This window comes from Scandinavium sp. (assembly GCF_032012665.1).
Lineage (GTDB): Bacteria > Pseudomonadota > Gammaproteobacteria > Enterobacterales > Enterobacteriaceae > Scandinavium.
In genome coordinates this window covers 1-22,665 of the sequence record NZ_DALZVG010000029.1, presented here as the reverse complement: position 1 = coordinate 22,665, position 22,665 = coordinate 1, and the positions used below count along the sequence as shown (strand labels likewise).

The 22,665-nt window shown below is 55.1% G+C and carries 20 protein-coding genes and 1 tRNA gene; 11 read left to right on the top strand and 10 right to left on the bottom strand.

The annotated features are described in order from the left end of the window. Window positions 1-3: 3 nt before the first annotated feature. Window positions 4-711 (top strand): type II Zorya anti-phage system protein ZorB2, encoded by a 708-nt coding sequence (zorB2, locus tag RTU33_RS18860; RefSeq protein ID WP_023343022.1) that lies wholly within the window; start codon window positions 4-6, stop codon window positions 709-711. A 3-nt stretch (window positions 712-714) separates the two neighbouring features. After that, the gene (gene zorE / locus RTU33_RS18855; protein ID WP_017694611.1) at window positions 715-1,806 is read left to right on the top strand and encodes a type II Zorya anti-phage system protein ZorE; all 1,092 of its coding nucleotides are present in this window, start codon (window positions 715-717) and stop codon (window positions 1,804-1,806) included. 88 nt (window positions 1,807-1,894) lie between these two features. On the opposite strand, the gene RTU33_RS18850 is transcribed toward zorE, so the two are convergent. Next, on the bottom strand, window positions 1,895-3,169 hold the full coding sequence (locus tag RTU33_RS18850; protein WP_312629382.1) for an integrase arm-type DNA-binding domain-containing protein: 1,275 nt from the start codon (window positions 3,167-3,169) through the stop codon (window positions 1,895-1,897). A 198-nt stretch (window positions 3,170-3,367) separates the two neighbouring features. Then, window positions 3,368-3,452: transfer RNA gene (locus tag RTU33_RS18845), tRNA-Leu, on the bottom strand. A 288-nt stretch (window positions 3,453-3,740) separates the two neighbouring features. Here RTU33_RS18845 and RTU33_RS18840 point away from each other — a divergent pair. Beyond that, the gene (locus RTU33_RS18840; RefSeq protein WP_312629381.1) at window positions 3,741-4,760 is read left to right on the top strand and encodes an NAD(P)-dependent alcohol dehydrogenase; all 1,020 of its coding nucleotides are present in this window, start codon (window positions 3,741-3,743) and stop codon (window positions 4,758-4,760) included. A 65-nt stretch (window positions 4,761-4,825) separates the two neighbouring features. On the opposite strand, the gene RTU33_RS18835 is transcribed toward RTU33_RS18840, so the two are convergent. Then, window positions 4,826-5,278 (bottom strand): YhcH/YjgK/YiaL family protein, encoded by a 453-nt coding sequence (locus RTU33_RS18835; RefSeq protein WP_312629380.1) that lies wholly within the window; start codon window positions 5,276-5,278, stop codon window positions 4,826-4,828. A 194-nt stretch (window positions 5,279-5,472) separates the two neighbouring features. On the opposite strand from RTU33_RS18835, the gene RTU33_RS18830 reads away from it, so the two are divergent. From RTU33_RS18830 to ridA, 4 genes are all read left to right on the top strand, one after another. Continuing rightward, on the top strand, window positions 5,473-5,577 hold the full coding sequence (locus RTU33_RS18830) for a pyrBI operon leader peptide (RefSeq protein WP_312629379.1): 105 nt from the start codon (window positions 5,473-5,475) through the stop codon (window positions 5,575-5,577). A 36-nt stretch (window positions 5,578-5,613) separates the two neighbouring features. Then, window positions 5,614-6,549, top strand: a complete 936-nt coding sequence (gene pyrB, locus RTU33_RS18825) for an aspartate carbamoyltransferase (protein WP_312629378.1) — start codon at window positions 5,614-5,616, stop codon at window positions 6,547-6,549. An 11-nt stretch (window positions 6,550-6,560) separates the two neighbouring features. Continuing rightward, window positions 6,561-7,022, top strand: a complete 462-nt coding sequence (gene pyrI, locus RTU33_RS18820; RefSeq protein WP_312629376.1) for an aspartate carbamoyltransferase regulatory subunit — start codon at window positions 6,561-6,563, stop codon at window positions 7,020-7,022. A 150-nt stretch (window positions 7,023-7,172) separates the two neighbouring features. Continuing rightward, on the top strand, window positions 7,173-7,559 hold the full coding sequence (ridA, locus tag RTU33_RS18815) for a 2-iminobutanoate/2-iminopropanoate deaminase (RefSeq protein ID WP_312629374.1): 387 nt from the start codon (window positions 7,173-7,175) through the stop codon (window positions 7,557-7,559). Window positions 7,560-7,611: 52 nt separating this feature from the next. Here the strand turns inward: ridA and RTU33_RS18810 are convergent, their stop codons facing one another. Continuing rightward, window positions 7,612-9,252, bottom strand: coding sequence for a dihydroxyacetone kinase subunit DhaK (locus RTU33_RS18810; protein ID WP_312629372.1), 1,641 nt, complete (start codon window positions 9,250-9,252; stop codon window positions 7,612-7,614). Window positions 9,253-9,388: 136 nt separating this feature from the next. Here RTU33_RS18810 and RTU33_RS18805 point away from each other — a divergent pair, with 136 nt between their 5' ends. Then, a complete protein-coding gene (locus RTU33_RS18805) occupies window positions 9,389-10,891 on the top strand; it encodes a DUF853 domain-containing protein (protein WP_312629371.1) in 1,503 nt (500 codons plus the stop codon). A 76-nt stretch (window positions 10,892-10,967) separates the two neighbouring features. Here the strand turns inward: RTU33_RS18805 and RTU33_RS18800 are convergent, their stop codons facing one another. The 6 genes from RTU33_RS18800 to lptF form a co-directional block, all read right to left on the bottom strand. After that, window positions 10,968-13,133: a fimbria/pilus outer membrane usher protein gene (locus RTU33_RS18800; protein WP_312629369.1), complete on the bottom strand. Its 2,166-nt coding sequence runs from the start codon at window positions 13,131-13,133 to the stop codon at window positions 10,968-10,970. Between the two features lie 33 nt (window positions 13,134-13,166). Beyond that, a complete protein-coding gene (locus RTU33_RS18795) occupies window positions 13,167-13,598 on the bottom strand; it encodes a DUF1090 domain-containing protein (protein WP_312629368.1) in 432 nt (143 codons plus the stop codon). Between the two features lie 86 nt (window positions 13,599-13,684). Further along, entirely contained in the window at window positions 13,685-16,852 is a 3,168-nt protein-coding gene (locus RTU33_RS18790; RefSeq protein WP_312629367.1) for an ATP-binding protein, read from the bottom strand. Next, entirely contained in the window at window positions 16,839-17,474 is a 636-nt protein-coding gene (locus RTU33_RS18785) for a response regulator transcription factor (protein WP_312629366.1), read from the bottom strand. Before RTU33_RS18785 ends, RTU33_RS18790 begins: the two co-directional genes overlap by 14 nt. A 393-nt stretch (window positions 17,475-17,867) precedes the next feature. Then, window positions 17,868-18,950: an LPS export ABC transporter permease LptG gene (gene lptG, locus RTU33_RS18780; protein WP_312629365.1), complete on the bottom strand. Its 1,083-nt coding sequence runs from the start codon at window positions 18,948-18,950 to the stop codon at window positions 17,868-17,870. Continuing rightward, window positions 18,950-20,050 (bottom strand): LPS export ABC transporter permease LptF, encoded by a 1,101-nt coding sequence (lptF, locus tag RTU33_RS18775; protein ID WP_312629364.1) that lies wholly within the window; start codon window positions 20,048-20,050, stop codon window positions 18,950-18,952. The genes lptG and lptF overlap by 1 nt, the downstream gene beginning before the upstream one ends. Window positions 20,051-20,442: 392 nt before the next feature. Between lptF and pepA the strand changes: the two genes are divergently transcribed. The 3 genes from pepA to RTU33_RS18760 form a co-directional block, all read left to right on the top strand. Beyond that, complete coding sequence (pepA, locus tag RTU33_RS18770; protein ID WP_312629363.1) at window positions 20,443-21,954, top strand: leucyl aminopeptidase; 1,512 nt, start codon at window positions 20,443-20,445, stop codon at window positions 21,952-21,954. A 116-nt stretch (window positions 21,955-22,070) separates the two neighbouring features. Next, window positions 22,071-22,514, top strand: a complete 444-nt coding sequence (holC, locus tag RTU33_RS18765; RefSeq protein ID WP_312629362.1) for a DNA polymerase III subunit chi — start codon at window positions 22,071-22,073, stop codon at window positions 22,512-22,514. After that, window positions 22,514-22,665 (top strand): class I tRNA ligase family protein (locus RTU33_RS18760; RefSeq protein WP_312629394.1); only part of this gene is annotated, 152 nt, incomplete at its 3' end. The genes holC and RTU33_RS18760, both read left to right, overlap by 1 nt.

The window sequence follows — 22,665 nt, the reverse complement described above, 5'->3', positions numbered from 1 at the left end:
CTAATGGATAAAATCCTTGGCAAGCAGGCCCCTAAAAAAGATCAAGATAATGAACATTGGGTTTCAATGTCAGATTTAATGGCAGGTCTGATGATGGTATTTATGTTTATTTCTATCGCCTACATGCACTATGTGCGTATTGAAAAAGAAAAAATTAAAGAAGTGGCTGTCGCCTATGAAAATGCTCAACTTCAACTCTATAATGCACTAGAAACTGAGTTTACAAAGGATTTGCCAGCTTGGGATGCTGAAATTGACAAACAAACTCTTGAGGTCCGTTTCAAATCACCCGATGTCTTATTTGGTTTAGGTAGCACAGAGCTTAAGCCAAAATTTAAACAGATCCTTGATAATTTCTTCCCTCGCTACCTTAAAGTTCTTGATAACTACCAGGAACATATTACTGAAGTACGTATTGAGGGACATACAAGTACTGACTGGACTGGAGCGTCCAATTCTGACATGGCCTATTTTAATAACATGGAACTCTCGCAAGGGCGAACACGAGCAGTACTGCAGTATGTCTATGGTTTAAAAGAAAGCGCAGCACACCAGAAGTGGGTAAAAAGTAAATTTGCTGCCGTTGGATATTCTTCCGCACACCCTATTCTTGATAAATCTGGTAAAGAAGATCCCAATCGCTCTCGCCGAGTAACATTTAAAGTTGTAACAAATGCCGAGTTGCAGATTAGAAAAATAATTCAGGAGTAAGAGATGAAATTATCTATCGACATTTCTGAACTTATTCAGTTAGGAAGAAAAATGTTGCCGGAAGGCGTAGATTTTTTTCTTGACGAAACGCCTGTAGTTTTTGATCCAATTGATATCGAACTTTCTGCAGGTAAAGAAGTTAGAATTGAAGATCTTGATCCCGGCAGTGGTCTTATTTCCTACCAAGGGAGACAGGTTCTTTTGTATATTAGAGACCATACCGGACGTTATGATGCGGCTATTGAAGATGGAGAGAAAGGGAAGCGATTTCATATTGCCTGGTGTAGAACATTAGATGACATGCGCCAAAAAAATCGATTTGAACGGTATCATGCAACAAATCGTGTTGATGGCTTATTTGAAATTGATGATGGGCTCGGTCGGAGCCAAGATGTCGCTCTTAAAGTTTGTATGAACTGCCTAGAACGCCTTAATTACAAAGGAAGTATAGATAAACAACAGAAAAGAGTAATATTTAAATCATTTTCTTTGAATGAATTTTTTTCAGATTATAGTACCTGCTTTCGCCATATGCCTAAAGGAATCTATGATAAATCAAATAGCGGCTATGTAGAAAATTGGAAGGATATATCCAGAACTACTCGAGAACAAGCTAACTACAAATGTAGTGATTGTGGTGTGAATTTAATGTCCATGAAAAGTCTATGCGATGTTCACCACAAAAATGGTATTAAATATGATAACTCAGCTGAAAATCTACTCGTCTTGTGTAAAGATTGCCATCGAAAGCAACCTTTGCACGAAGGAATATTTGTCACTCAGGCTGACATGGCAATCATTCAACGCTTACGTTCCCAACAAGGGCTTTTGAAGGCTGAATCCTGGAAGGATATTTACGATCTGACAGATCCATCGATTCATGGTGATATAAACATTATGCAACACAAAGGATACCCGCCACCAGTTCCGGGATTAGACTTACAAAACGCGGAGCATGAAATTATTGCCACCGTAGAAGCTGCCTGGCCGGTTTCAAAAATTGCAGTAAATTTAACACCGGTAAAAGTCGATGGTTGGAAAGTATTCTCCGTGGGAGAACTCGTTAAAGAAATACAATCTGGGGTTATTTTCTAATTATACAACCCAAGTCTGAACAAACAGCAGTTGATTATTAATACTAATCTCTGTAAATTTTGACTTGGGTTCTCTTAATAATTCATATTTATCTATCGTCAAAAGACTGTTTGTAAATCGTAGAATAATCAAATGGTGAAGTCTGCTTCTCCCGATTCGCATCCAGATAATCCGCCCACCACTGCAACATCAACCTACGCTCCCCCAAGTGTTCAGCCTTATGAATATAAGCCGCACGTACAGAGTTACGTTCCTGATGACTCATCTGACGCTCTACTGCATCCCTCGACCACAATCCCGATTCAATCAAAGAACTACACGCCATTGTCCTGAACCCATGCCCACATACTTCCGTTTTCGTGTCATAGCCCATCACTCTCAGAGCCTTGTTCACCGTGTTTTCACTCATGGGTTTACGCGGATCGTGATCGCCAACGAAGATCAGCTCTCGATTCCCGCTCATACTTTTGATCTTTTCCAAAACCGCTAAGGCCTGACGCGATAAGGGAACAAGATGTGGAGTCCGCATCTTCGAACCACGCTGAGAATGCTTAACTCCTTCCAGTGGCTCACGCTCGCCCGGGATCGTCCACATAGCTGTTTCAAAATCCACTTCTGACCAACGGGCAAATCGCAGCTCGCTTGAACGGATGAAAACCAACAAAGTGAGCTCAACCGCCAGTCGGGTTAACGGTCTACCAGAATAGTGATCGATACGATGAAGTAATTCAGGTATGCGATTAAGTTCCAGAGCAGCACGGTGCTGTCTTTTCGCCGTAGCAACTGCACCGGCAATTTCTTGTGCAGGGTTGTAGTCGATTAAGCCGCTCTGAACGGCAAAGCGCATAATCGCGGTGGTACGCTGCTGTAAACGGGCAGCGACTTCAAGACGCCCGGATGACTCCACAGCTTTGATGGGTACGAGCAGATCCCGCGTCTTCAATTCAGCAATGTTCCGCTTACCGATAGCAGTAAAGAGATTATCTTCCAGGCTTTTCAATACACGAGCACTGTGCGATGCAGACCATTTCTGATTGCTGGCGTGCCAGTCTCTGGCGACCACTTCAAACGTTATCGCCTCTTGTTCTTGCTCTACTTTAACGGCTTTCTTGTTCTCACTGGGATCGACGCCATGAGCTAATAGCTTACGGGCTTCATCCCGGCGTGCCCTGGCATCCGCCAGCGATACTTCGGGGTATTTCCCCAACGCTAGCATCTTCTCTTTACCGCCAAAACGATAACGTAGACGCCAATATTTGGAGCCGTTAGGGTGAACCAGCAAAACCATGCCTTCGCCGTCAGTTAGTTTATAGGCTTTTACTTCAGGCTTAGCCGAACGAACCTTCACATCACTCAGAGCCATGATGAGTATCCTTTCAAGGGTTCTGTGTGGGTACAAACATTATCGAACCGGGATATACCCGCAGTTGTACCCGCATCAGTGTGTTGATGTAGATTGAATCAGGTTGACTTAGGTTGAGTGAAAAAGCGAGGGAAGCCTTGCGGATACTGGATTTCAGGCACAAAAAAAGACGTCCATTGACGTCTATTGATGTTCCGATGGTGCCGAAGGCCGGACTCGAACCGGCACGTATTTCTACGGTTGATTTTGAATCAACTGCGTCTACCGATTTCGCCACTCCGGCACAGAAGGGTGATGCGGAAACGTGTTGGATTATACCTGTCATACGGTGGCTTGCAAGCTGCATCTCAGACGGCATCTGTCAAGTGTTGAAAATTTCGGCAATGATGATTTGTGAGTGATTTCAGGCGAATCAAAGATTAGCTCCCCCCCTCACCCCATAGGTGCGAGGGAGAAAAGCACTGCATCACATTTGCCCCTGTGCCCAATCCCTTTCCCGCCCCGTTCTGCCAAGCGCCGCCCGGTGGCATGCTCTACACTTCCTGTTCAACACCATAGTGAGGGAAGTGCGATGTCCATTATAAAAAGTTACGCCGCGAAACAGGCGGGGGCAGACCTGGAAGTGTGGGAATACGATGCGGGCGAACTGCTGCCGGAAGACGTTGAAGTTCAGGTGGATTACTGCGGGATTTGCCATTCTGATCTGTCGATGATCGACAACGAATGGGGCATGTCGAGCTATCCGCTGGTTGCGGGGCACGAGATTATTGGTCGCGTGGCGGCGCTGGGCTCTGCGGCGCAAAGCAAGGGCCTGAAAGTAGGCCAGCGCGTGGGCGTGGGCTGGACGGCGCGCAGCTGCGGGCACTGCGATGCCTGCATAAGCGGCAATCATATCAACTGTCTGGAAGGCTCGCTGCCGACCATCATGAACCGCGGCGGCTTTGCCGATAAGCTGCGCGCCGACTGGCAGTGGGTCATTCCGCTGCCGGAAAGCATCGATATCGAATCCGCAGGCCCGCTGCTGTGCGGCGGCATTACGGTATTCAAGCCGCTGCTGATTAACAACGTCACCGCCACCAGCCGCGTCGGCGTGATCGGCATCGGCGGGCTGGGGCATATTGCCATCAAGCTGCTGCGTGCAATGGGTGCGGAAGTCACAGCATTCAGCTCAAATCCGGCGAAAGAGAAAGAAGTGCTGGCGATGGGTGCAGACCGCGTGGTTAACAGCCGCGATCCGGAAGCGCTGAAGGCGCTGGCCGGGCAGTTCGATCTCATCATCAACACCGTGGCGGTTGACCTTGACTGGCAGCCGTACTTCGAAGCGCTGGCCTACGGCGGCAACTTCCACACCGTCGGCGCGGTGATGAAGCCATTACAGGTGCCTGCGTTTACGCTTATCGGCGGCGACCGCAGCATCTCCGGTTCGGCAACGGGTAACCCGGCTGAGCTGCGCAAGCTGATGAAGTTTGCCGGGCGCGCGAAAGTGGCCCCAACAACGGAGCTGTTTCCGATGTCGAAAATCAACGATGCGCTGAAGCATGTGCGCGAAGGCAAGGCGCGCTATCGCGTCGTGCTGAAGGCGGATTTTTGATGTAAAAAAGGGCATCGTCTGATGCCCTCTTACTTTGCCTCCCAGCAAAGAAAGTAAGTACACACTCACTCCACCAGCATTTTCACCACGGCCTTGCGCACCTTCGCCGGTTTCCCGACGGCGCATAATGGCTTATGCACTTCGCCCGGGTAGAACACTACAAAATCCCCTTCGCTCAGCACCACGGTTTTTTCCTGCACGCCCTCCGGCAAAAAGGCGATGTCTTTGTCCGACAGCCAGTCGGTGTCCGGCTTGCCCGCAGGCTGAGTGCTGAAGGTCATCCCTTCCTGGCCTTTCAGGACAATCTGGATATCCAGATACTTCGCGTGATACTCGGCGCGGCGATCGGCAAACGGCCCGGTGCTGTCTTCTGAAATCAGATAAAACAGGCGGTTGCCGTCGATATCGTGCTTGCCCAGCGGCGTGGCGTCCGTAACGTGTGCTTTGACATGCTCAATGACCTGGCGCAGCTCAGATGGCAGCCAGCTATGAATATGGTGAATATTTCCGGCGATCATAAAACCCTCTCAATATAAAACAACGTTTCATTTTTTTGTTTTATACGCCCAAACCCGCTGCCATACCATCGCTTTTTTGTGGATATTTGCCCTGACGCACCTTTCCGCAGGCAAACGATTTCCTTTCTGTGCATGAACCCCTTGATCCCCGCAGCCAACTGCGTATAATGCCAGCCGTTTTGCCGGGAGGAAGCATGGTCAACTGCGTACGACATTCTGTCTTACCGCGTCTGAAAACAGGCGCTGGTCTGCCGTTTTTCTTCCGTTGCATTCCCGAATTCAAGAAGCCCCTTTTTTAAGGGGCTTTTTTTTTGCCCAGGCGTCAGGAGATAAACATGGCTAACCCGCTATATCAAAAACATATCATTTCCATAAACGATCTCAGCCGCGAAGACCTTGAACTGGTGCTGGCGACTGCCGCCAAACTGAAGGCGCATCCGCAGCCGGAGCTGCTGAAGCATAAGGTGATCGCCAGCTGCTTCTTTGAAGCCTCCACCCGCACCCGTCTGTCGTTTGAAACCTCGATGCACCGCCTGGGCGCAAGCGTCGTCGGCTTCTCCGACAGCGCCAATACGTCGCTGGGCAAAAAAGGGGAAACCCTGGCGGATACCATCTCCGTTATCAGCACCTACGTCGACGCCATCGTGATGCGCCACCCGCAGGAAGGCGCGGCGCGTCTGGCCACGGAGTTTTCCGGCGGCATTCCGGTACTCAACGCGGGCGATGGCGCGAACCAGCATCCGACCCAGACGCTGCTGGATCTGTTCACCATCCAGGAAACCCAGGGTCGCCTGGAAAACCTCAGCATCGCGATGGTCGGCGACCTGAAATATGGCCGCACCGTCCATTCGCTGACCCAGGCGCTGGCGAAATTTAACGGCAACCGCTTTTACTTTATCGCCCCGGACGCGCTGGCCATGCCGCAGTACATCCTGGATATGCTGGACGAAAAAGGCATTGCCTGGAGCCTACACGGCACCATCGAAGAGGTGATGGCAGAGGTGGACATTCTGTATATGACCCGCGTGCAGAAAGAGCGTCTGGATCCGTCCGAATACGCCAACGTGAAGGCGCAGTTTGTCCTGCGCGCTGCGGATCTGGAAGGCGCGCGCAGCAATATGAAGGTCCTGCATCCGCTGCCGCGCATTGATGAAATCACCACCGACGTCGATAAAACGCCGCATGCCTGGTATTTCCAGCAGGCGGGCAACGGCATCTTCGCGCGCCAGGCTCTGCTGGCGCTGGTTCTGAACAGCGACCTGGCACTGTAAGGGGAAAAACGATGACACACGATAACAAACTTCAGGTTGAAGCCATCAAGCGCGGCACGGTGATTGACCATATTCCGGCGCAGGTCGGCTTTAAGCTCCTCACCCTGTTCAAACTGACCGAAACCGATCAACGCATCACCATCGGCCTGAACCTGCCGTCGGGCGAAATGGGTCGTAAGGACCTGATTAAAATCGAAAATACCTTCCTGACCGACGAACAGGTTAACCAGCTTTCGCTGTATGCCCCGCACGCAACGGTAAACCGCATCGACGAGTATGAAGTGGTGGGTAAATCACGCCCGAGCCTGCCGGAGCGCATCGATGGCGTGCTGGTCTGCCCGAACAGCAACTGCATCAGTCATGCTGAGCCGGTTTACTCCAGTTTTGCAGTGAAAAAACGCGCTGATGACATCGCACTCAAATGCAAATACTGCGAAAAAGAGTTTTCTCATTATGTGGTGCTGGCCAACTAATTGAGGTTGGTAATGGATCCCGGCCTCCCTATAATGGCCGGGTCCCTATAAAACCCATTACTTTTATACTCTAAATAATTCGGGTTGTAGGACGGCGGCAAAGCCACTCACCTACAGCCCGAAGTATGACGAGTATATTCAGGAGATAACATGTCTAAAGTACTCGCGACGGAAAATGCACCAGCCGCTATTGGCCCTTATGTTCAGGGCGTCGATCTGGGCAGTATGATCATCACTTCCGGTCAGATCCCGGTTAACCCAAAAACCGGCGAAGTACCGGCCGACGTTGCCGCGCAGGCGCGTCAGTCGCTGGAAAACGTGCAGGCGATCGTTGAATCCGCTGGCCTGAAAGTAGGCGATATCGTGAAGACTACCGTGTTCGTGAAAGATCTGAACGATTTCGCAACCGTTAACGCCACTTATGAAGCGTTCTTCACCGAGCACAAAGCGACCTTCCCGGCGCGCTCCTGCGTGGAAGTGGCTCGCCTGCCGAAAGATGTGAAGATTGAAATCGAAGCGATCGCTGTTCGTCGCTGATTTCCTCTTTATTCAGCCCTCTTCGCCTGACGGCGACAGAGGGCATCCTCCTTCAGACCTTTTTCAGCGCCGCAAACACCTCTGCCACCGCAACCGCCCCAGGATCGGTCACGCCGTCCAGGTTCTCCTTACTCACATACGAAGAACGCCCTGCTCCCGCTTTTTGCATTCTCGCCGTACTCTCGGCCCCCGTTTTCGCCGCTTCGATTGCCGCATTCAGGTTCTGATCCCGTAGCGCTTCCAGCGCCGGTTGCAGCGCATCGATAAGGGTTCGGTCGCCGAGACCCGCCCCGCCGTAGTGCTTCATCTGTTGCAGACCTTTCAGCAGCGCATCGGGCAGCGTTTTACCTTCGTGCACGGCCTGGCCCGCAGCGGTGAAGAAAATCGACATGAGAACGCCGCTCGACCCGCCCATGACCGTTGCCAGCCGCTCGCCAACAAGCTGCATGAGCTGCGCGCTGTCGTTAAGCGGGAGTTTGCCCGCGTTCAGGAGCTGCACAATATCCCGCGCGCCTTCCGCAAAGGTCGAGCCGGTATCGCCGTCGCCTACTTTCGCATCCAGCGCGTTGAGGCGGTTTTCGAGGTCGATTAACGTCTGCGTCGTGCTCAATACCAGCGCTTTCACCTGTGCATTGTCAGACGGCGTGGTGTCGACGCTGTCGTGAATTTTGCCGTGCTTCAGTGTTTTCAACGGTGCGAACGCCACGGGTTTTTGCCAGCCGATGGTTTCAACTTCGGCCTGCAACGCCTGCTCAAATGCGGGCGTGAGCTTCAGAACCGAAAGCGAGAAGCCTTTCATATCCAGTGAGCTGACCAGCGCGGCGGGGCCAATCAGCCAGCCAATCTGCTCCTTCAGCGCCGAATGCGCCAGCTCTTTGGTCAGCAGCGCCATCTCCAGCGCCGATACGCCGCCAAGGTTGTTGATGAGCACCGCCACTTTTGCGTCGCCCACTTTGGCTTTCAGCGCCGCCACCAGCTTGTCGATAATAGCTTTACTGTTATGGCTTTCGACCACCGACGCGCCCGGCTCGCCGTGAATGCCGAGCCCAAGCTCAATGTGCCCCGGCTTGATGCGTCCGGCTTCGTCATCGCTGCCCGGGAGATTACAGCTCTCCATCGCCACGCCGAGGCTGTAGACGCTGTCGCATGCCTGCTGCGCAATATGGCGCACCTCGTTAAGCGTTTTTCCCTGTTCGGCGGCGTAGCCCGCAATTTTATGCACCAGCGCGGTGCCCGCAATGCCGCGCGGCTGCTTGTTGTCCGGCAATGCGATGTCGTCGGCGACGATCACCATCTCTACCTTCAGGCCATAGCGTTTGGCTTTTTCTGCCGCCAGGCCGAAGTTCAGCCGATCGCCGGTGTAGTTTTTGACGATCAACAGGCAGCCGCGATCGCCCGTTACCGCCACAATGGCGTTCAGAACCGCATCGACGCTCGGCGAGGCAAACAGGTCGCCGCACACCGCCGCCGTGAGCATCCCTTTGCCGACAAACCCGGCGTGTGCAGGTTCATGACCGGAGCCGCCGCCGGAAATCACCGCTACCCGGCTTTTATCCCAGTCACCGCGAGCGATGACGCGAATGGCCGGGTCGATATCCAGGCGCACCAGGTTGCCGTGCGGCGCGGATAACACTATGCCTTCTACGGCATCGTTGACCAGCTGTTTGCGGTCATTAAAGAAGAATCTGGACATTACCTTCCACCCATTTGAAATACGTATGCAAAAGCATAGGCCACCTTGCGTATTACGCCGCAAAGTCCGGAATTGCCTGAGCAAATTTTCCGTCACTTTGGCCTATACTCGACGCAGGATAAACGGAGGAAAACCCATGAGCTCACCGCTGCTGATTGCCCGCACAAAGGATCTACAACTCAAATTACTGCCCGGTATGGCGAACCGCCACGGACTGATTACTGGCGCAACGGGGACAGGGAAAACCGTCACCCTGCAAAAGATGGCCGAATCGTTCTCAGAGATTGGCGTGCCGGTCTTTATGGCGGACGTGAAAGGCGATCTGACGGGCGTGGCAAAGGAAGGGCAAGCCTCAGAGAAGCTCATGGAGCGGCTCTGCAAAATCGGCGTCACCGACTGGCAGCCGCACGCAAACCCTGTCGTGGTGTGGGATATTTTCGGTGAGAAAGGCCATCCGGTGCGGGCCACCGTGTCTGACCTCGGCCCGCTGCTGCTCTCGCGTCTTCTCAATCTCAATGAGGTCCAGTCTGGCGTGCTGAATATTATCTTTCGCATCGCCGACGATCAGGGCCTGCTGCTGCTCGATTTTAAAGATCTGCGCGCCATCACTCAGTACATCGGCGATAACGCCAAATCGTTCCAGAATCAGTACGGCAATATCAGCCCGGCATCGGTGGGCGCTATCCAGCGCGGCCTGCTGACGCTGGAGCAACAGGGCGCAGAGCACTTCTTCGGCGAACCGATGCTCGACATCAAAGACTGGATGAAAACCGACAGCAACGGCAAAGGCATCATCAACATTCTCAGCGCTGAAAAGCTGTATCAGATGCCAAAGCTGTATGCCGCAAGCCTGCTGTGGATGCTGTCGGAGCTGTATGAACAGTTACCGGAAGCAGGCGACCTTGAGAAGCCAAAGCTGGTGTTCTTCTTCGATGAGGCGCATCTGCTGTTCAGCGACGCGCCGCAGGTGCTGCTGGATAAAATCGAGCAGGTGATTCGCCTTATTCGCTCCAAGGCCGTCGGGGTCTATTTCGTTTCGCAAAACCCTTCTGATATTCCTGATAACGTGCTGGGCCAGCTTGGCAACCGCGTGCAGCATGCCCTGCGCGCGTTCACGCCGAAAGATCAGAAGGCGGTGAAAACTGCCGCCCAAACCATGCGCGCCAATCCGGCATTTGATACCGAAAAAGCCATTCAGGAACTCGGCACAGGCGAAGCACTGGTGTCGTTTCTTGATGAAAAAGGCAGCCCCTCCGTAGTTGAGCGGGCGATGGTGATTGCCCCGAGCTCGCGTATGGGGCCGGTCACGGACGACGAACGCAACGGCCTTATCAATAACTCCCCGCTGTATGGCAAGTATGAAGATGCTGTCGACAGAGAGTCGGCGTATGAGAAATTACAGAAAGGCGTTCAGCAGACCACCGAGGCACAGAACGCACCACCGACCAAAGGCGAAACGGCAGAAGTGGACGGCGGCGTACTCGGCGGCCTGAAGGACATTTTGTTCGGCACTACCGGTCCGCGCGGCGGTAAGCGCGACGGCGTCGTGCAAACCATGGCGAAAAGCGCCACGCGACAGATAACCAATCAGATTATTCGCGGCGTACTCGGCAGCCTGATGGGCGGCCGCAGACGCTGATCCCCAACGCCCGGCGTTCCCATACCGTTGTACGAAAAAAGATAAAGGCGCTGTAGTACAGGCTTCACGCTATTCGTTACTGCGCCGGAGTGGAATCGGTGACTTCGCCGTTGGTCGGAAAGCGCAGCCTGATGATCGCGCCGTCTGTAGGGACCGTTTCCAGTTCATCCACGTCCAGATGCGCACTCTCCGGCAGGCTGAAGCTGTCGGCGGTCACACGGTTCACCCGCCACGGCGTCATGTAGCTGACCAGCAGATCGCCATGGGCGTTAGTGGTGGAACCAAACTGGTTGTAGAAAGAGACGCCCGGCGTATCCGGTACCTGTACCAGGGCCGCCGTGCTGCCGAGGGTCTGCCCAAAGGCTATACCTTCGTCGTGTACCAGCACGCTACCACTCACGTCGGCGTGATAATCGCGCCGGTCACTGCTGCGGTTCAGGCTCAGGTTCATCTCCCCTGCGTTGTACTGGTATCCGAGGCTGGCGGCCAGGCTGTCGTCGCCGTGTTCGGTATGCCCGACGGTGGCATCGTAGCGCAGGCTGAAATCGTCCAGCGCCGAGCCGTAAACGTTCACCCCGTGGCTGTTTTTGTCGCGGCTCGCCAGGTCGGAAACCAGGGCAACATTGCTGCTGTGGCCGGCGAAGCTGAACGGAATGCTGATGTTAATGCCCAGCGTACTCTCCGGCACTTCGCCGCCGCTGCGCTCATAGCCGGCGTATACCGACAGATCCACCTCGTCCCAGCTGCTGTTAATACTGAGAGAAATACTGTTTCTGTCGGCGGTCGACTGGCGTGATTTGAGCCAGTTCCAGGAAAGGCTCAGGTTCGAATCCTCACCAAAATTCTGCGTCAGCTCCACCTGGCCGCCGACTATCCTCTCCGTTACGTCGTCATCCATGCCAAAGGCCTGCCATTGCGACTGAGCCAGCCTCTCCTCCAGCGAACGATACCGGCTTCCACGAGGGTACCACTGGAGCTGAGCGTTAAGGCTGGTTTCGGTGCGGAAGAAGGCTTTCGCATAGCGTAGCCGCCAGACGCTACCGCGATAACGCTCGTGCGACTGGGCGTAGCTGGCGAAACTGACATCCGCCGACGCCGCGCCCCACATCCCCATATTTCCCCCCAGCCCCAGCACTTCGCTCTGGTAGTTTTCCGACTGCTGAAGGCCGCCAAAAACCGTCACGTGCGGAAGGACGCCCCTGGAAAGCGTGCCCTGCCAGAAACGAGCCCGATCCTTGTCATCGAGGCGCGATGGCTTGTAGCGGCCCGCCGCCAGCTCGTAGCTGAAATAGCCATGCTTCACCAGATTCGGCATGATCGAATAGGGTAACTGGCGGGTACGTTCCGTTCCGTCGCTCTCCTGGATAGTCAGCTCCAAATTGCCCTGGGCATCGGGAGGGTAGAAGTCACGCAGGGTAAAGGGGCCCGGCGGAACGTGAATACGATAAACACGTTCGCCGTTCTGGTGAATGGTGACCTCCGCCTCGGTGCGCGCATAGCCGTTAATCACCGGCGCGTAGGGACGCCAGCTGTCAGGATACATGGACTCATTGCTGGCAAGGGAAATGCCGCGATAAGGAATGCTGTCAAAGAGTGAACCGGTGGTAAAGCCATCGCCAAAGGTAAGCCGCGAGCGCAGAGCCGTAATATTGCGCCATAGCGAAGCGCTGTCGGTCCAGGAGCCATGGTCACCGTCCCTTTCACGCCAGAAGGTGTTCTGATAGCGTAGACGCCACGGCCCCACATTGACACCGTTCTCCAGGCTCAGTTGTCCCTCCGTGCCCGAGCTTTCCCAGCTGTAGCGCGCCCGCTGGTTATCAGCGTTCAGCCGGTAGTTTACGAACAGCGCATTGATACCGTCATCCCAGCGGCTGGTGCTGACGCCGTTCTGCTGAGGATTGATCGCCTCCTCAGGAAACAGCAGCGTCAACAGATGCGCCTCCGGGCGATACCAGTACTGAAAGGAAAAGGTTTCGGCGGACTGTGGGGTCAGACAGGCGCGGGCATCCCACTGAAGTTTGTCGAGTACGTTCGCCCGCACGCCCCACTCCTGAAGAAGCGGCCGCGTCAGGCAGGGAAATCCCTCCCGAATATCAAGCGAAATAGCACCCTTGTAGGTGTTGTTGAATATTATCCAGGTACTTTCACTGGCCATGGCTGCCCGTGCTGAAAGCAACAGCAGCAGAATGATGACTATCCGGAAGAGCACGGTAGCGGACATGACAATGCGGGCAGGACGCATTGCATCCTGCCCGCAACAGCCATCACTGATGACTTATTTCAGGGAAGCCAGGTCGGCGCGAGCTGCGCTCAGCTCCTGCTGTACTTCACGCAGGTCAGCCTGCTTTTCGACCAGTTTTTTCTGGTATTTAGCGATTTTCTTCGCGTCGCCTTTCGCTTTAGCTTCGCGCAGATCGGCCTGAACTTCAGCCACATCTTCGCGTTTTTCCGCGACTTTCTTCTCAAGCTTGGTGACTTTTTTCTGAGCATCGGCCAGCACGCTTGCGTTGGTGCAGTGTGCTTTCACTTCTGCCAGCGCTTTTTTCAGCGATGCAACTTTGTAGGTGTTGCCGAACTGCTGAGCGATACGGATTTCTTTCTGCAGCGCAGCTTCTTTCTGCGCGCAGGTTTCTGCCGCGTGGGCAGAAGCAGAAGCGAACATACCAACGGAAGCTACTACAGCCAGAACAGATACTAATTTTTTCATTGTCTATCTCCTTAATGAATGCCTCACCGCAGCTGAAGCCGCGGCTGTTTCCTGCGACCAAAAGAATAATCGCGTTCGGCATGTCATTACGATACAGACCCATCTTCATCGCGCTGTAGGACGGTCCGTTGCGGCTGTAGTCCTGTTTCACGCCACTGGATCAGCATGGCCCGTAGTTGGCGTATTTGCGCTTCAAGACGGTGGATACCTTCGCTATTGGGTGCCTGCTCCTGGGCCTCGCAAAGCGCCAGCAGCCCATCAACCCCCAGCAACTGGATGCCACCGCGTAGCTTATGCAGCGTTTCGCGCAGCGGCGTCTCCTGGTCGTGATGCCAGCGGGTCAGCTGATGAAGAGTTTCATCAAGAACGGACAGCTGTAGCGAAAGGAAAACGTTCAGGTTCTCGCCCTCCAGCAGCGCCGGGGGGAGGTCGGGTTCGCCAGACCACGAAAACGTCGGCACGGCAGGTTCTGGTGCCGTGACGCTGCCGAGCAGACCTGACAGTACGCTGAGCGTTATGGGCTTAAACAAGCAGTCGCGCATCCCCGCCTTCCGTCCCGCCTCACGCACCACGTCACGGGCATCGGCGGTCACGCCATAAATGGCTATTTCAGGCCAGCGTGCAACAAGCAGACTGACCAGCTCGAAGCCGTTCATTCCGGGCATATTGCAGTCGGTGATGATCGCATCCGGCTGCCAGGCCTCCACGCTTGCCAGCGCCTGTGCGGACGTTTCCGCTCCGCTTGCCCGATGGCCTAACCAGCGCAGTTGCTCAATCAGCAGCATCCTTCCCGCCGGGTTATCGTCGACCACCAGCACGCTGAGAGGGCCACTGTGCTTTTCTTCCTGCGGTTGAGGTCCAGGCGACGTCAGAGCAGCCATGAGAGGTAGCCTGAGCATCACCGTCACTCGCGTGCCTTTGCCTGGTTCGCTGTGCAATACCACGCTGCCCCCCATCATCTGCGCAAGGCTGCGACAGATGTACAGCCCCATTCCGCTGCCCTGTGCCACATGGCGATCGTCGCCCTGTACAAAGGGCTGGAACAGCCGCTCTCGGGTGACGTCATCAATGCCCGGGCCGGTATCCTCAACGTCCATGCGCAGCAGCTGGTAGTCATCCTCTCTTCCCGCTGACTCCACCCGCAGGGTGACCTGCCCGCGATCGGTGTACTTGATGGCATTACCCGCCAAGTTGACGAGGATCTGCCGCAGGCGGCTGCGATCCGCCAGCACGTCTCCCTGAATATCAGCGTCAATTTCCAGCACGAATGTCAGCCCTTTCCGGCTCGCCATCCCCTCAAACAGCAGGGCCGCCTCCTCAATCAGCCCCCGCAGCGCGACGCGTTCCGGGCGCAGCACCAGGCGGCCCGCCTCAATACGTGAGACATCGAGAATATTACCGATCAGCAGCAGCAGAGACTGGGCGGCATCCCACGCCACCTGCACCGAGCGCGCGTTCTGCTGCGCGTCTCCCGGCCGTTTCATCACCAGCTCAAGCATGCCGAGAATGGCGCTCACCGGTGTGCGGATTTCATGGCTCATGGTTATCAGGAAAGCGCTTTTTGCCTGGCTGGCCTCATCGGCGTGGCGCTTCGCCTCACGCAGCATCTTCATAAGCCGCTGCTGGCGACGACAGAACCAGACGATGGGCACCAACAGCAGCATCACAGCGCTACAAAGGAGCAGCAGTAACCCACCCGACGTTGAGGGCGCTGACACCGCCGTGAAGCCGTTGCCTGCGCTGCCACCCCGGGTAAGGGCATGCAGATCCTCCGGCGGAATGTTAATCAGCGCTTTGTTGAGGATGGTGATCAGCGGCCAGGACTGGCGGGAAGCGCCGAAAGAGTAGCGCATCGGATCAATATCAATGCTCGCCAGAATGTGTAATGAGGGGTATTCCTTCCCGTCGAGCAGGGCGTTGGCGACGATAAGCGGCATGGTCATCATATCGCTTTCCCCCCGCACAACGCGTTCAAGCCCCTGCCGCCAGGAGGCGGCTTTGACGTTCAGCTCTGCGCTTTGCTGACGCAGCCAGGCATCCGGCGACTGGCCATCAAGGCTGACGACGGCCCGGTTCAGCGCAGCCTGAGCATGCGTCCGGCGGCCCACCATCACCCAGGAGTTATACAGCCAGGTGCGGGTGGTGATCAGATCGGCCCGCCAGATATCGTCCTGAACGCCACCCGCCACGAGGTCAGCCTTGCCTTCTTTGACCGCCACAAGCGCCGCGCGCTGGCCCGGATAGCGCTGGATTTCAAAGACCAGGCCGGTGCGCAGCCGCAGCGCCGTCAGGATATCGGCAATAATGCCCCGCAGCTGGCCGGATTCGTCGAACCAGGCCACCGGCCCGTTGTCCTGCGCCACCGCCACGCGAATGCGGTTATGCTCCTGAATCCATTTACGCTCCAGGGAGGTATAAACCGGCTGCTGCTCGCTGAGGGATAGCGGAATGCCGCCGTTCCAGCGGCGGTGAATTTCCACACCGGCGCTCTCGGGCACGGCCTTCAGCACCTTATTCAGCACTGTAATCCAGATTTTACTTTCGGGCATCACCGCAAAAGAGAAACCCTGAGTCGGATAAGGCCGGGTAAGGGAACGAATACGCAGATTGCTCAGGTTGGACTGGCTGACCAGATAGCGGGCAGTGATCTCATCGCAGAAGAAGAGATCTATCTGACGAAAGGCCAGCGCCTCCAGCGCGTGCCGGGCGGAATAGAAGCTGACGATCTGTGCGTTTGGGTAGCGCGCCAGTACCTGCGCGCCGTCATAGGTCGATGCGACGGCAATTTTGACGGGTGCTTCGTCGCGCGGGGCGTCAGTGTTAACCACCTCAACCGCCTCGTTCGGACTGTAGGGCGTGCTCAGCAACAGGTCGTCGTGACGCTGGTTCTCTCCCGCCTGGGCGATAAAATCCGCCTTTCTCTCCCGCAGTGCGGCCAGCGCGGCAGCATAGTCCGGGTAGCGGATGACGTCGATTTCCAGACCGAGGCTGTCCGCCGCCAGCCCTAAAAAGTCGGCGTTAATACCGCCATAATCGTTCAGCCCGGTAGTAATGTCGTAGGGTGGTGACATGGGGCGCCAGACGGCAAGGCGGAGCTTGCGGTGCTCGCGTACCCAGCGCCACTCCCCCGGCGTCAGCCCCGGATCGGCCAGCACTTCCTGGCTGCGGGCCAGCAGCTTTAGCGCCTCATTCGCCTGGGCGACATGGGCGTTAAAGGTGAAAATCAGCAGCAGCAACCAGCTAGCGATCCTCACGGCGATCCTCCGCAGCCATCATGTCGATAAGCTGGCTGAGATCGTCGCAGCCGCACTTTTGCAGCATACGCGTTTTATAGGTACTGATGGTTTTATTACTGAGCGACAGCAGGCCGGCAATCTCCATGTTGCTTTTGCCCTGCTTTAAAAAATTCAGTACCGCGATTTCGCGATCGGACAACTGCGCCAGCATATTGTCAGGGTCGCTGCGATGCTCCTGTACGATACCAGCGCGATGAAGAACGCCCTCAGGAAAGCACTGATAACCCTCTGCAATCAGCTGACAAAGCGGCTCGACGTGCTCCAGCGACATATTTTTATTAATAAATCCGCTGGCACCGGCCTGAAGCGTACGCAGGGCATATAAGCCTGCGGGCTGGCTGGTAAATATCAAAACTTTCAACTCAGGAAAATGCTGCTTCACACGGGGCAATAAATCAAGGCCATCGGCATGGCTTAATTCCAGATCGAGAATAAGCAACTGCGGCCTGTGCTGGTGTATCTGAGCAAGAAGATTTTCGCCATTTGAAATAGCAACGGCGTACTTCCCTTCTTTTTTCAGGATGACTTTAAGCGCAAAGCAAATAGCCGGATGGTCGTCCACTATCAGAATCGAAATCATAACATTCCCTGCAATGATGGCGAACAAAACGATGATCGCGAGCAGCTAACACAGCCCGCCTCCCTGTATAAGTTGCTTATTTTAACCCCATCACATATCAGAGAGAAAATAAAATCCGTATTTTAGGATTCTTTTCTATTTATGGGTTTTATCTGATGCGGGCACAATCACAAAATAGTTAAAAAGCAATTTAATCGCCTGGTAAAATATAAAATAGATTTTATTTTTCCTCTATTTTTTAAATTTCAGATTTCGTCTATTTTATTTTAAAAAAACAGAAGCGGACGACTTTATTTTATCTTTTGGGAAACAAGGTGAAGTGGGACTATCTCATCCCTTTGGAGATAAAAAAAAGCAGCCCGCAGGCTGCTTTTCATCACACAAAGCGACAGGCTAGCTACGCCTCATCATCAGCCACAGGCTAATCAGGAAGAAGCTGGCGCTTGGCAGCAGGGCACCGACAACCGGTGGAATGCCGTAGACCAGCGTCAGCGGACCGAAGATCTGATCGAGCACGTAGAACACGAAGCCGAAGCTAATCCCTGTCACCACGCGCACGCCCATCGGCACGCTGCGCAGCGGCCCAAAGATGAAGGACAGCGCCATCAGCATCATCACCGCCACCGACAGCGGCTGGAACACTTTGCTCCACATATTCAGCTGGTAGCGCCCCGCATCCTGGCCGCTGGACTTGAGGTATTTGACGTAGTTATGCAGACCGCTTATCGACAGCGCATCCGGATCCAGCGCTACCACGCCCAGCTTGTCCGGCGTGAGGTTGGTTTTCCAGGTGCCGCTGACGGTCTGTGAGCCGGTGACCTGTTTCGGGTCGCTCAGGTTAGATTCATCTACCTGCGACAACTTCCAGGCCTTGGCATCCTGGTCAAACTTAGCCGAAGCCGCGTAGCGTACGGACTGCAAACGACGGTTGTCGTTAAAGCTGTAAATACTGATCCCACCGAGTTCATCGTTACCTTTGATGCGTTCGATGTAGATGTAGTTGTTACCGTCTTTCGCCCACATGCCCTGCTGGGTAGAGAGCAGCGAACCGCCATACATCGCCTGTGCACGCAGGTTGCGCGCCATCTGTTCGCCCTGCGGAGCCACCCACTCACCGATAGCCATCGTCAACAATACCAGCGGGATTGCGGTTTTCATGACCGACAGCGCCACCTGCAAACGGGTGAAGCCCGATGCCTGCATCACCACCAGCTCGCTTCGCTGCGCCAGCATGCCGAGCCCGAGCAGCGCGCCCAGCAGGGCCGCCATCGGGAAGAAAATTTGGATATCTTTCGGTACGCTGAGGAGGGTATACATACCCGCGCCGAGCGCGTCGTAGCTCCCCTGCCCGGCTTTTTTCAGCTGGTCGACAAACTTGATGATGCCCGAAAGGGACACCAGCATGAACAGCGTCATCATGATGGTGGTGAAGATGGTTCTGCCGATATAGCGGTCAAGAACGCCAAATAGCTGCATTATACCGCTCCTTTCCCGCCGATTCGTGCACGCAGACGACGCATTGGCACCGTATCCCAGATGTTCAGCAACACTGCCAGCCCGAAATAGAGCACGTTAATAGCCCACATCCACAGCGTCGGATCGATTTTGCCTTTGCCGCCGTTAGACTTCAGCGATGTCTGCACGAGGAAGAAGACAAGATACAGCAGCATGGCCGGCAACATAGACAGCACGCGTCCCTGACGTGGGTTCACCACGCTGAGCGGCACGACCATCAGCGCCATAATAAATACCGTCGCCACCAGCGTCAGACGCCAGTGCAGCTCGGCGCTGGCCTGCGGTGAATCCGCATGCCACAGGGCGCTCATGCCCATCTGCTCGGTATCATCCGGATCCAGCGCAACGGTCTGGTGCCCGATGATCGCCTGGTAATCTTTGAAATCAGTGATGCGGAAATCCCGCAGCATCGCGGTGCCCTCAAAGCGGGTGCCCGTATTGAGATTTACGACCTGTGAGCCATCTTTCTGCTGGGAGAGGTGCCCGGAATCCGCGACGACCACGGACGGACGCGCGTTGCCTTTGGTGCGAATTTGCGCCATGAAGACATCATGGAATTGCGTGCCGCTCACTTTTTCGATAAACAGCACCGAGTTGCCATTGGTCGCCTGAGTGAACTGGCCCTGCGCTAACGCCGCCATGCCCGGGTTGGCTTTGGCTTCCGCCAGCACTTCATCCTGATGTCGCGAAGACCACGGCCCGGCCCACATCACGTTGACCGCAGCCACGATGGCGGTGAACAGCGCCAGAATCATAGCGGCTTTGATCAGCACGGCTTTACTCAGGCCGCACGCGTGCATCACCGTGATTTCACTCTCGGTATAGAGTTTGCCCAGCGTCATCAACAAGCCGAGGAACAGACTGAGGGGCAGGATAAGTTGCGCCATTTCTGGCACCCCGAGTCCCAGCAGGGACAGAACGAGGTTTGTCGGGATGTCACCGTCTACCGCTGCGCCGAGGATCCTGACCAGTTTCTGACAGAAAAAAATCAGAAGCAGGATGAAGAGGATAGCCAGTTGGCTTTTCAGCGTCTCCCGCACCAGATATCTTATAATTATCACTATAAATACGCCCGTTAAAACCTGTCTTTGCTCGTCATTCTTCACGTTCCAGGTGCGTTGGCTGCACCCGCTCACCTCAGTCACATAGTGAGCTATGTTCCTGAGGATTCACGGCCTTGCCGCCTTCCTGCAACGCGAATAATTTAGAGCACAGTTGCTGGAAAATTGCTTGTTTCATGGCTTAAACGTCATTTATTCTCTTGAGTCGTCGAAAACATCGCTAAGATTAAAAGACTCAGCGGCTTTACGTTTCAGACCCGGTTCTGACGAGCCAACATCGCGATATCGCTAAGATTAACACGAAGTCACCGCAACAGCGGACATGAGTTACGAAAGCTTGCAATTCTATCCGTAGCCACCGCCGTTGTCTTTAAGATTCAGGAGCGTAGTGCATGGAGTTCAGTGTAAAAAGCGGCAGCCCGGAGAAACAGCGGAGCGCCTGTATCGTTGTTGGCGTCTTTGAACCACGCCGTCTCTCCCCGATCGCCGAACAACTCGATAAAATCAGCGACGGCTATATCAGCGCCCTGCTGCGCCGTGGCGAGCTTGAAGGCAAACCTGGCCAGACCCTGCTGCTGCACCACGTGCCGAACGTGCTCTCTGAGCGCATTCTGCTGATTGGCTGCGGCAAAGAACGCGAGCTTGATGAGCGTCAGTATAAGCAAGTTATCCAGAAAACCATCAATACGCTGAATGACACCGGCTCGATGGAAGCGGTCTGCTTCCTGACCGAACTGCACGTCAAAGGCCGCAACAACTACTGGAAAGTACGCCAGGCGGTGGAGACGGCGAAAGAGACGCTGTACAGCTTCGACCAGTTGAAAACCAACAAGAGCGAACCACGTCGCCCGCTGCGTAAAATGGTGTTCAACGTCCCAACCCGCCGTGAGCTGACCAGCGGCGAGCGCGCCATTCAGCACGGTCTGGCAATTGCTGCTGGTATCAAAGCAGCGAAAGACCTGGGCAATATGCCGCCGAATATCTGTAACGCCGCCTACCTCGCTTCTCAGGCACGCCAGCTCGCTGACTCTTACAGCAAGAACGTCATCACCCGCGTTATCGGCGAACAGCAGATGAAAGAGCTGGGCATGCACTCGTATCTGGCGGTCGGCAACGGGTCACAGAATGAGTCCCTGATGTCGGTCATTGAATACAAAGGCAATCCGTCCGAAGATGCGCGTCCGATCGTGCTGGTCGGCAAAGGCCTGACGTTTGACTCCGGCGGCATCTCCATTAAGCCTGCCGAAGGCATGGACGAGATGAAGTACGACATGTGCGGTGCGGCAGCGGTCTACGGCGTAATGCGCATGGTGGCAGAGCTTCAGCTGCCGCTGAACGTTGTCGGCATTCTGGCGGGCTGTGAAAATATGCCTGGCGGGCGCGCGTATCGCCCGGGCGACGTGCTGACGACCATGTCCGGCCAGACCGTTGAAGTACTGAATACGGATGCCGAAGGCCGTCTGGTGCTGTGCGACGTGCTGACCTACGTGGAGCGCTTCGAGCCTGAAGCGGTTATCGACGTGGCAACGCTCACCGGCGCCTGTGTGATTGCCCTGGGCCATCACATCACCGGGCTGATGTCGAACCACAACCCGCTGGCGCATGAGCTTATCGGCGCGTCCGAACAGGCCGGTGACCGCGCGTGGCGTCTGCCGCTGGGTGATGAGTATCAGGAACAGCTGGAAAGCAACTTTGCGGATATGGCGAACATCGGTGGCCGCCCTGGCGGTGCCATCACCGCAGGCTGCTTCCTGTCGCGCTTCACCCGCAAGTATAACTGGGCGCATCTGGACATCGCCGGTACCGCATGGCGCTCCGGCAAGGCCAAAGGCGCCACCGGTCGTCCGGTTGCCCTGCTGTCTCAGTTCCTGCTGAACCGCGCCGGTTTTTCCGGCGAAGAGTAGTTGTTTTTAATGCCCGGCGGCGCTTCGCTTGCCGGGCCTACATGCTTTTCGTAGGCCGGGTAAGCATTCATGCCACCCGGCTTTACGTTTAAAACCACGCAAAGAAGCCCCATATTATGAAGAATGCGACGTTCTACCTGCTCGACAACGACAACACCGCCGACGGCTTAAGCGCCGTAGAGCAGCTGGTGTGTGAACTGGCGGCGGATCGGTGGCGAGCGGGAAAACGCATTCTGATCGCCTGTGAAGATGAGAAGCAGGCCATTCGCCTGGACGAGGCGCTGTGGTCGCGGCCGCCGGAAAGCTTTGTGCCGCATAACCTGTCGGGCGAAGGCCCGCGCGGCGGTGCGCCGGTGGAAATCGCCTGGCCGCAAAAGCGCAACAGCAGCCCGCGGGACCTGTTAATCAGCCTGCGCGTGGGCTTTGCAGATTTTGCCACCGCTTTCACAGAAGTGATAGACTTCGTCCCACACGAAGATTCCTTAAAACAACTGGCGCGTGACCGCTACAAAGCGTACCGCATGGCTGGTTTTAACCTGAATACGGCAACCTGGAAATAATGGAAAAGACATACAACCCCCAAGATATCGAACAGCCGCTTTACGAGCACTGGGAAAAGCAGGGCTATTTCAAGCCGAACGGCGATGAAAGCAAAGAGTCCTTCTGCATCATGATCCCGCCGCCGAACGTCACCGGCAGTTTGCATATGGG